At 65.9% G+C, this 14,893-nt stretch carries 14 protein-coding genes and 1 pseudogene; 6 read left to right on the forward strand and 9 right to left on the reverse strand.

Translation table 11 applies throughout. The annotated features are described in order from the left end of the window. Positions 1 to 61 precede the first annotated feature (61 nt). Together ACE3SN_RS03550 and ACE3SN_RS03555 are read right to left on the reverse strand one after the other, a co-directional pair. Positions 62 to 367: an ArsR/SmtB family transcription factor gene (locus ACE3SN_RS03550; RefSeq protein WP_374527534.1), complete on the reverse strand. Its 306-nt coding sequence runs from the start codon at positions 365 to 367 to the stop codon at positions 62 to 64. Positions 368 to 445: 78 nt separating this feature from the next. Next, a complete protein-coding gene (locus ACE3SN_RS03555) occupies positions 446 to 775 on the reverse strand; it encodes a rhodanese-like domain-containing protein (RefSeq protein ID WP_374527536.1) in 330 nt (109 codons plus the stop codon). A 234-nt stretch (positions 776 to 1,009) separates the two neighbouring features. Here ACE3SN_RS03555 and ACE3SN_RS03560 point away from each other — a divergent pair, with 234 nt between their 5' ends. The 6 genes from ACE3SN_RS03560 (at position 1,010) to ACE3SN_RS03585 (ending at position 6,548) form a co-directional block, all read left to right on the forward strand. After that, positions 1,010 to 1,933: an MBL fold metallo-hydrolase gene (locus tag ACE3SN_RS03560; protein ID WP_374527538.1), complete on the forward strand. Its 924-nt coding sequence runs from the start codon at positions 1,010 to 1,012 to the stop codon at positions 1,931 to 1,933. Between the two features lie 19 nt (positions 1,934 to 1,952). Then, on the forward strand, positions 1,953 to 2,735 hold the full coding sequence (locus ACE3SN_RS03565) for a sulfite exporter TauE/SafE family protein (protein WP_374527540.1): 783 nt from the start codon (positions 1,953 to 1,955) through the stop codon (positions 2,733 to 2,735). Between the two features lie 17 nt (positions 2,736 to 2,752). Further along, positions 2,753 to 4,147: a cytochrome ubiquinol oxidase subunit I gene (locus ACE3SN_RS03570; RefSeq protein ID WP_374527542.1), complete on the forward strand. Its 1,395-nt coding sequence runs from the start codon at positions 2,753 to 2,755 to the stop codon at positions 4,145 to 4,147. Then, positions 4,144 to 5,142 carry a cytochrome d ubiquinol oxidase subunit II gene (gene cydB / locus ACE3SN_RS03575; RefSeq protein WP_374527543.1) on the forward strand — a complete coding sequence of 333 codons (999 nt, stop codon included), beginning with the start codon at positions 4,144 to 4,146 and terminating at the stop codon, positions 5,140 to 5,142. Before ACE3SN_RS03570 ends, cydB begins: the two co-directional genes overlap by 4 nt. After that, positions 5,142 to 5,249, forward strand: a complete 108-nt coding sequence (locus ACE3SN_RS03580; protein ID WP_374527545.1) for a DUF2474 family protein — start codon at positions 5,142 to 5,144, stop codon at positions 5,247 to 5,249. Before cydB ends, ACE3SN_RS03580 begins: the two co-directional genes overlap by 1 nt. 75 nt (positions 5,250 to 5,324) lie before the next feature. Then, on the forward strand, positions 5,325 to 6,548 hold the full coding sequence (locus ACE3SN_RS03585; RefSeq protein ID WP_374527547.1) for an NAD(P)/FAD-dependent oxidoreductase: 1,224 nt from the start codon (positions 5,325 to 5,327) through the stop codon (positions 6,546 to 6,548). Here the strand turns inward: ACE3SN_RS03585 and ACE3SN_RS03590 are convergent. The 7 genes and pseudogenes from ACE3SN_RS03590 to ACE3SN_RS03620 form a co-directional block, all read right to left on the reverse strand. Then, on the reverse strand, positions 6,545 to 7,183 hold the full coding sequence (locus tag ACE3SN_RS03590; protein ID WP_374527549.1) for a trimeric intracellular cation channel family protein: 639 nt from the start codon (positions 7,181 to 7,183) through the stop codon (positions 6,545 to 6,547). The two genes, ACE3SN_RS03585 and ACE3SN_RS03590, sit on opposite strands and share 4 nt — an antisense overlap. Then, positions 7,176 to 8,498, reverse strand: coding sequence for an amidase family protein (locus ACE3SN_RS03595; RefSeq protein ID WP_374527551.1), 1,323 nt, complete (start codon positions 8,496 to 8,498; stop codon positions 7,176 to 7,178). Before ACE3SN_RS03595 ends, ACE3SN_RS03590 begins: the two co-directional genes overlap by 8 nt. A gap of 68 nt (positions 8,499 to 8,566) precedes the next feature. Continuing rightward, entirely contained in the window at positions 8,567 to 8,770 is a 204-nt protein-coding gene (locus tag ACE3SN_RS03600) for a hypothetical protein (protein ID WP_374527557.1), read from the reverse strand. A 78-nt stretch (positions 8,771 to 8,848) separates the two neighbouring features. Beyond that, positions 8,849 to 10,252, reverse strand: coding sequence for a dihydrolipoyl dehydrogenase (gene lpdA, locus ACE3SN_RS03605; RefSeq protein WP_374527553.1), 1,404 nt, complete (start codon positions 10,250 to 10,252; stop codon positions 8,849 to 8,851). Between the two features lie 12 nt (positions 10,253 to 10,264). After that, entirely contained in the window at positions 10,265 to 11,482 is a 1,218-nt protein-coding gene (odhB, locus tag ACE3SN_RS03610; protein ID WP_374527554.1) for a 2-oxoglutarate dehydrogenase complex dihydrolipoyllysine-residue succinyltransferase, read from the reverse strand. 27 nt (positions 11,483 to 11,509) lie between these two features. Continuing rightward, a complete protein-coding gene (locus tag ACE3SN_RS03615; protein WP_374527555.1) occupies positions 11,510 to 14,338 on the reverse strand; it encodes a 2-oxoglutarate dehydrogenase E1 component in 2,829 nt (942 codons plus the stop codon). Between the two features lie 135 nt (positions 14,339 to 14,473). Continuing rightward, positions 14,474 to 14,893: pseudogene (locus ACE3SN_RS03620) on the reverse strand (succinate--CoA ligase subunit alpha); the annotation flags it as partial.

Genomic DNA, 14,893 nt, shown 5'->3' on the forward strand with positions numbered 1-14,893 from the left:
GCGGGATTGATCGCTTAAGCGCAAACTGCGCGGCAAATCGGCGAGCGCAGGCGCGCGCCGCCTATTGCTGATCGCAGATCAGGCACAGTGCATGGATGATTTCGCGGACGATCGGGTCCTTGAGGCTGTAGAACCGGGTCTGCGCCTCACCCCGGATGGTGACGACGCTTTCGTCGCGCAGCATCGCCAGGTGCTGGGATACGGCCGATTGCGAAAGACCGGAAAGATCCACCAGTTCGGTGACCGACGCCTCACCCTCATCGAGCCGGCACAGCATCAGCAGACGCTCGGGGTGGCTCATGATCTTGAGCCGCCCGGCCATCACATTGGCATTGGCCTTCAGTTCAGAAAGGTCGGTTGGCTTCATATTCACCGTTCCACTTAGGATTTTCCGGTTCTCTTGCAAGTGCGACCTGCGCGAAGAGCTCGACTTTTCGTCCGTTTCCTATTCGACCGGCAGTCCGGCCGCGCGCCACGCTCCGAACCCGCCGGCAAGATGGGTATCGACTTCCGCCTGGGCGGCACCGCACTTGTCGAGCGCCATGGCCGAGCGGCGGCCCGCCGCGCAGTTCAGCACGAGCACCTTGTCGCCCGGATCGGGGAGCTGCGATGCGCGAAAACCGGACAGCGGCATATTGACGGCACCGGGGATGTGCCCGGCGGCGAACTCATCGGGTTCGCGCACGTCGACGACCAGCGCGCGGTCTTCGCGCAGCATGGCGGCGAGCTGGTTGGGGGACAGTTCCTTGTGCTTCGGCTTGCCAAGACCAAACATGCTAAGTCCTTCGATTGGAAGGGCTGAATGAGTCGCCCTTCATATTTGCACTTGCTTATATGCGATATAACGAATATTAGTCAATGCAAATATTGCTCAACGAGTCGAGCCCCCCGTTCCGCCCTGCTACCCCCGTGCAGGACGGAACAACCAGGCGGAGACCCCGGACTGACAATCGGAGCCAGACCGGGGTCTCCGTTCCTGCAAGGCCGCGACAAGGCAGGATTTGTGGTTATGTCCGACACGGTTCTTTATGCCGCGATCGCGCAGGTCGAAGCTGCCCGGGCGGCGGCGCGCGTGCCTGTGGTACGCACCTTCTTCGACGAAGCGACTTTCACCGCGACTCACGTGGTCCACGATCCGGCGACCAGGCGCGCCGCGATCATCGACTCGGTGCTCGATTTCGACCAGCCTTCGGGCCGCACCTCGACTGCCTCGGCGCAGGCGGTGGTGGACTATGTCCGCGCCGAGGGGCTGAGCGTCGACTGGCTGCTCGAAACCCATGCCCATGCCGACCACCTCTCGGCCGCGCCGTTCCTCCAGGAGCAGCTCGGCGGCAAGCTGGTGATCGGGGCGGCCATCACCACCGTGCAGCAAACCTTTGCCGGCGTGTTCAACGAGCCTGAAAGCTTCGCGCGCGACGGATCGCAGTTCGACCAGTTGATGGAGGACGGTACCCGCTTTGCCGTTGGCGGGATCGAGGCCATTGCGCTCCACGTTCCCGGCCATACGCCCGCCTGCCTCGCCTATGTGATCGGCGATGCGGTGTTCGTCGGCGATACGCTGTTCATGCCCGACTATGGCACCGCCCGCTGCGATTTCCCCGGCGGAGACGCGCGCACGCTGTACCGTTCGATCCACCGCCTGCTGGCCCTGCCGGGCGAGGCGCGGGTGTTTCTGTGCCATGATTACCAGGCGCCGGACCGCAAGGAATATGTCTGGGAAACGACCATCGCCGCTGAACGGGCCGCCAATATCCACGTCCATGACGGCGTGAGCGAGGACGACTTCGTTGCCATGCGCGAGACGCGCGATGCAACGCTGGCCATGCCGCGCCTGATCCTGCCGTCTGTGCAGGTGAACATTCGCGGCGGCCACTTCCCCGAGCCCGAAGAAAATGGTGTAAGCTACCTCAAGCTGCCGCTGAACCTGCTCTAACGCACGAGGTGCCGCGATCATGGCCGATCTCATCTATCTGCTGGCCGCGCTGAGCGGGGTTCTGGTGGGCTTTTCCCTGGGGCTTGTCGGTGGCGGCGGGTCGATCCTGGCCGTGCCGCTGATGGTCTATGTGGTGGGCGTGAAGAGCCCCCATATCGCGATCGGCACCAGCGCTCTGGCCGTTGCCGCCAATGCGCTGGCCGGGTTGGTCAATCATGCCCGCGCCAGCAACGTCAACTGGCAATGCGGCGGGGCCTATGCCGCCGCCGGAGTGATCGGTGCGCTGGCCGGCTCGACCCTGGGCAAGGCCTTCGACGGGCAGAAGCTGCTGTTCCTCTTCGCGCTGCTGATGATCGTGGTCGGCGCGCTGATGTTCCGCGGGCGCGGCAACGAAGGCGTCGAGGGCGTGGTCTGCAACCGTGACAATTTTCCCAAGGTGGCCGGCTTCGGCTTCGGAACCGGGGTGCTTTCGGGCTTCTTCGGGATCGGCGGGGGCTTCCTGATCGTTCCCGGACTGGTCGCATCCACCTCGATGCCGATTTACCGCGCAATCGGAACCTCGCTGGTCGCAGTCAGCGCCTTCGGACTGACCACGGCGGCGAACTATGCCTTTTCGGGGCTGGTCGATTGGCCGCTGGCGGGCAGCTTCATTGCCGGAGGCGTTATCGGAAGCGTGACCGGGACGGCGATCTCGCGCCGACTTTCGGCGAAAAAGGGAACACTTAATGCAGTCTTTGCAACCCTCATCCTGATCGTTGCCTGCTACATGCTCTACAGAAGCTGGGCAGCCCTCGCAGCCTGACCCGGCGGGGAGAAAACATGACGGCTTTCCTGCTGGCGCGGGCGCAATTCGCGTTCACGGTTTCGTTCCATTTCCTGTTTCCCGCCTTCTCGATCGGACTGGCAAGCTTTCTTGCCGTGCTTGAGGCGCTGTGGCTGAGGACCGGGCGCGGGGTTTATGCCAACCTCTATCGCTACTGGCTCAAGATCTTCGCCGTGGTTTTCGCGATGGGCGTCGTCTCGGGCATCGTGATGTCCTATCAGTTCGGCACCAACTGGGCGGTATTTTCGGACAAGGCCGGGCCGATCATCGGTCCGCTGATGGCCTATGAAGTGCTTACCGCCTTCTTCCTCGAGGCCGGCTTTCTTGGCGTGATGCTGTTCGGGATCAACAAGGTCGGCCCCCGGCTGCACTTCGTGGCGACGCTCGCGGTGGCGATCGGCACCTTCATCTCGGCGTTCTGGATCCTGGCGGTGAACAGCTGGATGCAAACCCCGGTCGGCTATGAAGTGGGCGCCAATGGCCAGTTCCTGCCGGGGCCGAGCTGGGCCGCGATCATTTTCAATCCCAGTTTTCCCTATCGCCTGGTCCACACGGTGATCGCCGCCTACCTGACCACGGCTTTCGCGGTTGGCGGGGTCGGGGCGTGGCACCTGCTGAAGGACCGCGCCAATCCCGGCGCGCGCAAGATGTTTTCGATGGCGATGTGGATGGCCGCCTTGGTCGCCCCGGTGCAGATCCTGGCGGGCGACGCGCACGGCCTCAACACGCTGGCGCACCAGCCGGTCAAGGTCATGGCGATGGAAGGCCATTACCAGAGCCACCCGAACGGCGCGCCGCTGATCCTGTTCGGGATTCCGGACAGCAAGGCCCAGCGGGTCGACTACGCGGTGGAAATCCCCAAGGCCTCGTCGTTGATCCTCAAGCATGATCTGAATGCGCCGCTGAAGGGCCTCGACACCGTGCCGCAGGCCGATCAGCCGCCAGTGGGCATCGTGTTCTGGGCGTTCCGCGTGATGGTCGGTCTCGGCTTTGCGATGGCGGGGCTGGGGCTGTTCAGCCTGATCGCGCGGGCGCGCGGACGGCTTTACGACTGGGGCCTGCTGCACAAGATTGCCGTGGCGATGGGACCGGCCGGGTTCGTGGCGGTGCTGGCGGGCTGGGTGGTAACCGAGGTGGGGCGCCAGCCGTTCACCGTCTATGGCCTGCTGCGCACGAGCGAGAGCGTCTCGCCGCTTGACGCGCCGGCCGTTGCAGCGTCGCTCGCCGCCTTCGCGCTGGTCTATTTCGGCGCCTTTGGCACGGGTATCTGGTATCTGCTGCGGCTGATGAAGAAGCCGCCCGAAGCCCATGAAAAGACGCTGGATGGCACTCCGATCCGCTCGGCCGGGATCACGCCCGCCAGCGCGCTGGTGGAAGGAGCCGGGCAATGATCGACCTGACCGTAATCTGGGCCGGGATCATCGGCTTCGCCATCATCGCCTATGTCGTGATGGACGGGTTCGACCTTGGCATCGGCATCCTGTTCCCGCGCTTTGCCGTGGGGCCGCAGCGCGATACCGCGATGAATTCGATCGCTCCCGTGTGGGACGGTAACGAGACCTGGCTGGTGCTGGGCGGCGGGGGGCTGCTCGCGGCATTCCCGCTGGCCTATGCGATCATCCTGCCCGCGCTTTATGCCCCGCTGATCGCGATGCTGCTGGGGCTGGTGCTGCGCGGGGTGGCGTTCGAGTTTCGCTGGCGCGATCCCGCCCATCGCCCGCTGTGGGACGCGGCCTTCACTGCCGGATCGGCGGTCGCCACCTTTGCGCAAGGGATCACGCTGGGCGCGCTGCTGCAGGGCATCACCGTGACCGGGCGCGCCTATGGCGGCGGTTGGTGGGAATGGCTTTCGCCCTTCAGCCTGCTGACCGGGGCGGGGCTGGTGATCGGCTATGCGCTGCTCGGCAGTTGCTGGCTGATCTGGAAGACCACCGGCGATCTGCAGGACCAGGCCTATCGTTATGCCCGCCGGCTCGGCTTCGCGCTGCTTGGCGCGATCGTGCTGGTCAGCCTGGCGACGCTGCAGCTGGAAACCAAGTACTACCTGCGCTGGCTGAGCTTCCCCGGCGTTCTCGCCACCGCGCAGGTGCCGCTGGCGAGCGCGGTGGTCAGCGTGCTGTTCTTTCGCAGCCTGGCCCGGCGCCGCGAATTCCAGCCCTTTGCCTATGCGCTCGGGCTGTTCGGACTGTGCATCGTCGGCCTGGGCATTTCGATCTGGCCCGACGTGATCCCGGCGCGGGTCACGATCTGGCAGGCCGCCGCGCCCTATCGCAGCCAGTTGTTCATGCTGGTGGGCGCGGGGCTGATGGTGCCGGTAATCCTGGCCTACACCGGCTGGGCCTATTGGGTGTTTCGCGGCAAGGTTGGCGCCGAGGGGTATCACTGATGCGCCTTGGCCTGCGCCGGTTTGGCTGGTTCGTGCTGCTCTGGGCGGCCAGCGTGGGCAGTCTCGGACTCGTTTCGCTCGCGATCAGATCGGTCTTGCACCATTGACCTGACGCAATGTTCTTGTGCGAACCGTGGCTCACGCTATGGACCGCCGAAACAGATATGCGAACGAGGGTGTAAATGCATTACGACGTGTTGATCGTGGGTGCCGGGCAGGGCGGCGGCGGGGCCGCGATCCAGCTGCGCCAGCAGGGCTTCGAAGGCAGCGTCGCCATGATCGGGCGCGAGGGCGAGCCGCCCTATGAACGCCCGCCGCTGTCCAAGGAATACATGCTGGGCGACAAGACGTTTGACCGGCTCTACATCCGCCAGCCGGACTTCTGGGCGTCCAAGAACATCGACCTGGTGCTGAGCACCGAGGTCGTCTCGGTCGATCCGGCGGCAAGGCGCGTTGAACTGTCCGATGGACGCACCGCCACCTATGGCAAGATGATCTGGGCGACCGGCGGCGATCCGCGGCGGCTGTCGATCCCCGGCGCGCAGCTTGCGGGCGTTCACGGTGTGCGCACGCGCGCGGATGCCGATGCGATCCTGGGCGAACTGGCGGGCGTGGAGCGCGTCGTGGTGATCGGCGGCGGCTATATCGGGCTTGAAGCGGCGGCCGTGCTGCGCAAGCTGGGCAAGGAAGTGACCCTGCTCGAAGTGCTGCCGCGCGTGCTGGCGCGCGTTGCCGGGCCGCAGCTTTCCGCCTTCTACGAGGCCGAACACCGCAGCCACGGTGTGGACCTGCGCACCGAAACCGGCGTGGACGCGATCCTGGGCGATACGTCCGTGACCGGCGTCAAGCTGTCCGACGGCAGCGAGATCGCTTGCCAGATGGTGATCGTGGGCATCGGCATTGTCCCCGCGGTCGGCCAGCTGCTGAGCGCTGGCGCCGCGGGCGGCAACGGGGTGGACGTCGACGAGTTCTGCCGCACCAGCCTGGAAGACATCTACGCCATCGGTGACTGCGCGGCCCATGCCAACCAGTTTGCCGAAGGCGCGGTGATCCGCCTTGAAAGCGTGCAGAACGCCAACGACCAGGCGGTTTGCGCGGTCAAGTCGATCATGGGCGATCCGCAAGCCTACAAGGCGACACCGTGGTTCTGGTCGAACCAGTATGACCTGAAACTGCAGACGGTCGGCCTGTCCACCAACCACGATGCCACCGTGCTGCGCGGCGATCCGGCGACGCGCTCGTTCTCGGTGCTCTACCTCAAGCACGGCAGGCTGATCGCGATCGACGCGGTCAACGCGATGAAGGACTATGTCCAGGCCCGCAAGCTGGTGGAAGAAGGCGCGGCGATCGCGCCCGAAGACCTGGCCGATACCTCGCGCCCGCTCAAGGAACTGCCGCGGGCTTAATCTTCCGCCCGCCGGTAAGCGGGCAGGTGAATGCCAAAGGCGATCGCGCTGCCGCGCAGCGCGAAGCCGGCCAGCGCGGCCACGGGCCAGACGATCTCGCGCGGCAGGCTCAGCACCGCCCCGCCCGCGCAGATCGCAGAGGTCAGCGCGGCGGCGGTGACGTAAAGTTCCGGCCGCATGATGATCGAGGGGCGGCCCGCCACCACGTCGCGGATGATCCCGCCGACGCAGCCGGTGATGATCCCCATCAGCATCGCGGGCACCGGCGGCACCGCAAAGGCCAGCGCCTTGGCCGTGCCCAGCACCGCATAGGCGGCAAGCCCGGCGGCGTCGGCCCATTCCAGCAGCTGCCCCTCCCACCAGCGGCGGGGCGTGAACCAGGCGACCAGCGCGACGCCAAGGCAGACCGGCGCAACCCAGGGATCGCGCATCCAGAACACCGGCGCGCCGATCAGCAGATCACGCACCGAACCGCCGCCCACGCCCGTGACCAGCGCGAAGAAACCCATGGTGACGAAGGTCTGCCGCAGCCGCGCCGCCAGCAGCGCGCCCGACAGCGCGAAGACCGCCGTGCCGGCAAGATCGAGCACGGTCGGAATCTGCGGAATAGCGGCGGCCACGCCCAGGTCAGCCATGCAGGACCTGTCCGATCGCGGTCGCGGTCGCCACGCAGTCGCGGTCTCCGAACAGCGGGCCGATCACCTGCATCCCCACCGGCAGGTGTCCGGCGCTGCCCACTGGCATCACGGTGGAGGGGAGCGCCGGGAAGGTCGCGAGGCCCGCATAGGCGAGCACGGCTTCCGAGCCGACCTCATGCCCGTTCACGGTGAAGCGGCGCAGGTTCATAGGCGTCAAGTCGTGCGCGAAGGCGGGAATCGCGGCAGGCGGGGCCAGCACGAAATCGTAAGTCTCGAACAGCGCCGCCCAGTGCCGCTGGAGCCGCGCCTGGGCGTCGAGCAGGGCAAACCAGTCGGCAGCCGTGGCGACCTTTCCGCCCGGGCCGGGTGCGCCCATCGACATCGCGATCTGGAGCATCTTCACATAATCGCGGTGGGCAGCCGCCAGATCGGGCAGGGCGTGCTGATCCTGCTTCACCTGCGCGCCGGCTTTGCCGGCCGCCTCCACCGCGCCCTCGACTGCCTCGCGCACGCTCTCGTCCACTTCGCACAGCGGGTGCTGGTCGAGATAGAGGAAGCGGCATTCCGTCAGCGGCTTGCCGCGCCGGGGCAGGGGGCGGTCGAGCGTGAGGTCGAGCAGCAGGGCCAGGTCCTCACCATTGCGGGCCAGCGGACCGACCACGCCCAGCGCGATGTCATGTCCGTCGCTGCCGGGGAAGGCATGGCCTTCGCTGCTGACGGCGCCCCAGGTGGTCTTGTGGCCCCACACGCCCGAAAAGTGCGCGGGGATGCGGATCGAGCCGCCGATGTCGCTGCCATATTCAGCCGCGACCATGCCGCTGGCGAGCGCCGCCGCCGATCCGCCGGACGAGCCGCCGGGCGAGCGCGCGGGATCGTGCGGATTGTCGGTGCGGCCATAGATCGGGTTGTCGCACTGCCAGTCGGCCAGCTGCGGCGGCACGTTGGTCTTGCCCAGGAAGATCGCGCCCGCGGCCTTCAAGCGCCGCACCACGGCGGAATCGCGCTTGGCGATATTGCCCGCACAGCTCTCGATCCCCCAGGTGGTGGGCAGCCCGGCAATGTCGAAGGCTTCCTTGATCGTAATCGGCAGGCCGAACAGCGGCTGGTGCGGGGCGGGGGCCTTGCCGTCCAGCGCCTTGGCGGCAGTCCGCGCGCGGTCGAAATCGCGCACGACCACGGCATTGATCGCGCCGTCGAGCGCCTCGATCCGCGCAATTGCGGCATCGACGGCCTCGAGCGGCGAAAGTTCGCCGCGCGCGATCATCTTTGCCGTTGCGATTGCGCCGGGCTGGTCGGTCAGTTGCGGGTGCATGGGCCTCTCCTCCCTGTATCAGAAGGCGAGCCTAACGCTGAATCCGGCGTCTTGCCAGAATTCAGCGATCAGTCCTCGATCAGGTCCTGCAGCTTGGCCATCAGCGCCTGGATGCGGGTGGCCGCTTCGGTGAAGGTTGCCACGTCTTCGCGGTTGTTGTTGCCGCGCGCTTCCTTGGCGGCTTCGACATAGCCTTCAAGATCGACTTCGAGCGCATCGACGATCATTTCGATCTCATCGCTGGTCAGCTTGACGGTCTGGGTATCGGCCACGGGGTATGCTCCTGAAAGAAGGGGGCCGCCCGGTTCTGCCGGACGGCCCCGCTATAAACTGGTCTGAACGGTTGTCGATCAGATGTGAATGGGCTTGCCCTGAACGGCCATGGCCGCTTCCTTTACCGCTTCGGAATGGGTCGGGTGGGCATGGCAGGTATAGGCGATGTCTTCGCTCGTCGCGCCGAATTCCATCGCCTGGGCAACCTGCGCCACCATCGTTCCGGCAACGCTGGCGATCATCCATGCACCCAGCACGCGGTCGGTCTTGGCGTCCGAAATGACCTTCACGAAGCCTTCCGGCTCGTGATTGGTCTTGGCGCGGCTGTTGGCCATCATCGGGAACTTGCCGACCTTGATCTCAAGCCCTTCGGCCTTGGCGGCTTCTTCGGTGAGGCCCACGCCCGCGAATTCCGGCATGGTATAGACCACGCCCGGGATCACCGCGTGATTGACGATGCCGGTGCCGGTGGCGATGTATTCTGCCACGGCAATGCCTTCGTCCTCGGCCTTGTGGGCCAGCATCGGCCCCGGAATCACGTCACCGATCGCGCGCACGCCGTCGACGGCGGTGCGGAAATCGTGGCCGGTATCGATCTGGCCGCGCGCGTTGAGCGCAAGCCCGATGTTTTCAAGGCCCAGGCCCGCCACGTTCGGACGACGGCCGATGGCAACCAGCACGCAGTCCGCCTCGATCGTTTCGGCAGTGCCGCCAGCCGAAGGCTCGACCGTCAGGGTGGCCTTCTTGCCCTTGACGGCAACGCCGGTGACCTTGGTCGAAAGCTTCAGCTCCATGCCCTGCTTCTTGAAGATCTTGGCGGCTTCCTTGCGGATGTCGCCGTCCATGCCGGGGAGCAGCTGGTCGAGGAATTCGACCACGGTGACCTTCGCGCCAAGACGCCGCCAGACCGAGCCGAGTTCCAGCCCGATCACGCCGCCGCCGATCACCACGAGGTGGCCCGGCACGCGGTCCAGCGCCAGCGCGCCGGTGCTGTCCACCACAATGCCCTTGTCGTTGTCGATCTCGACGCCGGGCAGCGGGGTCACGCTCGAACCGGTGGCGATCACCACTTCCTTGGCGGTCACCGTCTGACCCGCAACCTCGACGGTGTGGGCGTCCTTGAAGGTCGCGTGACCCTTGAGCCAGGTCACCTTGTTCTTCTTGAACAGGTATTCGATCCCGCCGGTCAGGCCCTTGACCGCATCGGCCTTGTCGGCCTGCAGCGCGGCGAGGTCGAGCTCGACCTTGCCGGCCTTCACGCCGTAACGGGCGAGGGCGCCGCTGGCGACTTCCTCGTACTTTTCCGAGCCGTGGAGCAACGCTTTCGAGGGGATGCAGCCGACGTTGAGGCAGGTTCCGCCCAGCGTCTCGCGGCTTTCCGCACAGGCCGTCTTGAGACCCAGCTGCGCCGCGCGCACCGCGCCGACATAGCCGCCGGGACCGGCACCGATGAACAGAACGTCGTAATCGTATTCAGCCATGGTTCGCGTCCCTTAAAGGTCGATCAGCAGGCGGGTGGGATCTTCGATCGATTCCTTGATCGTCTTGAGCGCCGTCACCGCTTCGCGGCCGTCGATCAGGCGGTGGTCATAGGACAGCGCCAGATACATCATCGGGCGGATCACGATTTCACCGTTACGCACGACCGGGCGGTCCTCGATGCGGTGGAGGCCCAGCACGGCCGACTGCGGCGGGTTGATGATCGGGGTCGACATCAGGCCGCCGAAGATCCCGCCGTTGGAGATCGTGAAGGTGCCGCCAGCCATGTCAGCCATGGTCAGCGTGCCTTCCTTGGCGCGCTTGCCAAGGTCCGCGATCGCCTTTTCGATGTCGGCAAAGCCCATCTGGTCGACATTGCGGACCACCGGCACGACGAGGCCGTTGGGGGCCGAAACCGCGACCGAGAGGTCGACATAGGGGAAGTAGACGATCTGGTCGCCATCGATCTGGGCGTTGACCGCCGGGATGTCCTTCAGCGCGAGGCAGGCGGCCTTGGCGAAGAAGCTCATGAAGCCGAGCTTGACGCCGTGCTTGCTGGCGAAAGTGTCCTTGTACTTGTCGCGCGCGGCGATCACCGCCGACATGTCGACATCGTTGAAGGTGGTGAGGAGGGCGGCGGTTTCCTGCGCGCTCTTGAGCCGCTTGGCGACCGTCTGGCGCAGGCGGGTCATCTTGACGCGTTCCTCGCCGCGGTCGCCGGCGGGGGCCGGGGCAGCAGCCGGAGCGGCGGCGGCGGGGGCAGGGGACGAGGTCTTGGCCTGCGCGGCGGCGACGACGTCTTCCTTGGTCAGGCGGCCGTCCTTGCCGGTGCCCTTGACCGTGGCCGGGTCGATCCCGTGTTCCAGCACCGCGCGGCGCACGGCGGGGGAAAGCACGGCGGCGTCGCTGGCCGGGGCGGCAGCGGCGGCGGCCGGCGCCGGGGCCGGAGCAGCAGCCGGAGCGGCGGCAGCAGGAGCAGCGGCAGCCGCGCCCGAACCGGCTTCGATCGTGCCGATCACCGCGCCCACGGCGACGTTGTCACCCACCTGGGCGAGGAACTGGCCCATCACCCCGGCAACCGGCGCGGTCACTTCGACCGCGACCTTGTCGGTTTCCAGGCTGGCAATCGGCTCGTCGAGCGCAACCGCTTCACCCGGCTGCTTGAGCCATTCGCCAATGGTCGCCTCGGCAACCGATTCACCCAGTGTCGGAACTTTGACTTCGGTGGACATCTGTTTGTTTCCTTGGGAGGATTTTGATCAGGCCGACTTCGAGCGACGGCGAATTTCGGAACGGACCGAGAGGCCCAGTGCATCGGCAACCAGCGCGCCCTGTTCGTTGGCGTGGCGCTTGGCGAGGCCGGTTGCGGGCGAGGCGCTGGCGTTGCGGCCAGCATAACGCGCGCGGCCGACCTTGCTCTTGGCGGCCTTCAGCGACTCTTCGATCAGCGGTTCGACGAAGAACCACGAACCGTTGTTCTTCGGCTCTTCCTGGCACCACACCACCTCTTCGAGGTTGGGCATGCGGGCCAGGCGGGCTGCCAGCGGCTCACCCGGGAAGGGATAGAGCTGCTCAAGCCGAATGATCTGCGTGTCCTTGATCTCGGCCGCATCGCGCGCTTCGATCAGGTCATAGGCGACCTTGCCCGAACACAGCACGGCGCGCTTGGTGTCCTTGTCCGCCGACGGGTTGGTGTCGGACAGGATGCGCATGAAGTGGCCTTCACCGATGAAGTCCGAAGCCACGCTCTTGGCCAGCGGGTGGCGCAGCAGCGACTTGGGCGTCATGATGATCAGGGGCTTACGGAACGGGCGGTGCATCTGCCGGCGCAGCACGTGGAAGTAGTTCGCCGGAGTGGTGATGTTGCAGACCTGGATGTTGTCCTGCGCGCAGAGCTGCAGGTAGCGTTCCAGACGCGCCGAGGAGTGTTCCGGACCCTGGCCTTCGTACCCGTGGGGCAGCAGCATGACGAGGCCGTTGGCGCGCAGCCACTTCGATTCCGAAGAGGCGACGTATTGGTCGATCATGATCTGCGCGCCGTTGGCGAAATCGCCGAACTGCGCTTCCCACAGCACCAGCGTCTTGGGATCGGCGCTGGCATAGCCGTATTCGAAGCCCAGCACGCCGTATTCGGACAGCGGGCTGTCGTGCACTTCGAACTTGCCGTGGGGCACGGTGGTTAGCGGAATGTACTTGTGCTCGTCGGTCTGGTCGACCCACACCGCGTGGCGCTGGCTGAAGGTGCCGCGGCCCGAATCCTGACCCGAAAGGCGCACGTTGAAGCCTTCCGAGAGCAGCGAGCCATAGGCCAGCGCCTCGCCGGTGGCCCAGTCAAAGCCCTGGCCGGTGGCGAACATTTCGCGCTTGGCGTCCAGCACGCGGGCCAGCGTCTTGTGAATCTGGATCGTGTCGGGAACCGTGCAGAGCGTGCGGCCAAGGCTGTCGAACAGCTTCTGTTCGATGCCGGTCGGCACGTTACGCCGCGCGGTTTCCGGATCGGCCGGCATGTGCAGACCCGTCCAGCGACCGGCGAACCAGTCGGCATGGTTGGACTTGTAGCTCTTGGCGGCGTCGAACTCGGTTTCGAGCGTGGCGACGAAGTGGCTTTCGGTTTCGCCCGCGTAGTTCGCGTCGATTACGCCTTCCTTCACCAGCCGGTCGGCATAGAGCTTGCTGACGGCGGGGTGCTGCCGGATCTTGGCGTACATCAGCGGCTGGGTGAAGCCCGGCTCATCGCCTTCGTTGTGGCCGAAGCGGCGATAGCACCACATGTCGACCACGATGTCGCGGCCGAAGGTCTGGCGATAGTCGATCGCCAGCTTGCAGGCGAAGGTCACGGCTTCGGGATCGTCGCCGTTGACGTGGATGATCGGCGCCTGCACGCCCTTGGCCACGTCCGAGGGATAGGGCGACCCGCGCGAGAACTGCGGGCTGGTGGTGAAGCCGATCTGGTTGTTGATGACGAAGTGGATGCAGCCGCCGGTGTTGTAACCGCGCACGCCCGAAAAGCCGAAGCATTCCCAGACGATGCCCTGGCCCGCAAAGGCCGCGTCGCCGTGGATCAGCACGGGCAGCACCTGCTTGTGCTTGCCGGGGCCGATATCGTCGCGGAAGGCCTGGTTGGCGCGGACCTTGCCCAGCACCACCGGATCCACCGTTTCGAGGTGGCTGGGGTTGGGCAGCAGGCTCATGTGCACCTTGATGCCGTCGAATTCGCGGTCAGCCGAAGTGCCGAGGTGGTACTTCACGTCGCCCGAACCGCCGACGTCTTCGGGGTTGGCGGTGCCGCCCGAGAATTCGTGGAAGATCACGCGATAGGGCTTGGCCATCACGTTGGCGAGCACGTTGAGGCGGCCGCGGTGGGCCATGCCGTAAACGATTTCGCGCACGCCCAGCTGGCCGCCGTACTTGATCACCGCTTCGAGCGCCGGGATCATCGATTCGCCGCCATCGAGGCCGAAGCGCTTGGTGCCGACATATTTGCGGCCCAGGAACTTTTCGTACTGCTCGCCGCGGATCACGGCGGCGAGGATCGCCTTCTTGCCAGCCGGGGTGAAGTCGATCGACTTGTCGCCGCCTTCGATCCGGTCCTGTAGGAAGCGGCGTTCCTCGACGTCCGAGATGTGCATGTATTCAAGGCCGACCTTGCCGCAGTAGTTCTGCCGCAGGATCGAGACGAGTTCGCGCACCGTGGTCCAATGCAGGCCCAGCGCACCGCCGACATAGACCTTGCGATCGAGCGCGGCGCCGACAAAGCCGTGATATTCGGGCGAAAGGTCGGCCGGCAGGTTCTGGTGCGAAATGCCCAGCGGATCGAGGTCCGCCGCCAGATGCCCGCGCACGCGGTAGGTGCGGATCAGCATCATCGCGCGGATCGAATCCGCCGCGGCTTCTTCCACCGCGCGTCCGTCCAGCGGGGCGCCGGCCTTGGCCGATGCGGACTTGATTGCGGCCTGCATGGCCGTGGGATCGAGCGCCTGGGTCAGATCGTCCTCGAACGCGCCGCCGACCTTGGGCCAGTTGCCGCGCGCCCAGCTGGGGCCGGGTTGGGGATCATCCGGGAGGAAATCGTGGCTTTCGCTGCCCATCGCATTCAACCTTTCGGGTGGGCGGCCCGCAGGCCGCCCGATCTTGGTTTGTCGTTTTCCGGGGCAATCCGTCCCTGGGGAGGAATAGGCTTTGCCCGAAGTATGGTGAACCGCGACTTTCGTCGCGGTTCTGAATTAGCCCTTAAGCACTTCGGCGAGGGTTTCGCCGAGGAGGCTGGGCGAGGAGGAGACGCGGATGCCCGCTTCTTCCATCGCCGCGATCTTGTCTTCGGCGCCGCCCTGGCCGCCCGAGACGATCGCGCCCGCGTGGCCCATGCGGCGGCCCGGAGGCGCCGTGCGGCCCGCGATGAACCCGGCCATCGGCTTCTTGCGCCCGCGCTTGGCCTCGTCCTTGAGGAACTGCGCGGCTTCTTCTTCGGCCGAGCCGCCGATTTCACCGATCATGATGATCGACTTGGTTTCATCGTCGGCCAGGAACAGTTCGAGCACGTCGATGAAGTTGGTGCCGTTCACCGGGTCGCCGCCGATGCCGACCGCGGTGGTCTGGCCAAGGCCGATGTTGGTGGTCTGGAACACCGCTTCATAGGTCAGCGT

The sequence above is a fragment of the Novosphingobium sp. genome (assembly GCF_041915465.1).
Classification (GTDB): domain Bacteria; phylum Pseudomonadota; class Alphaproteobacteria; order Sphingomonadales; family Sphingomonadaceae; genus Novosphingobium.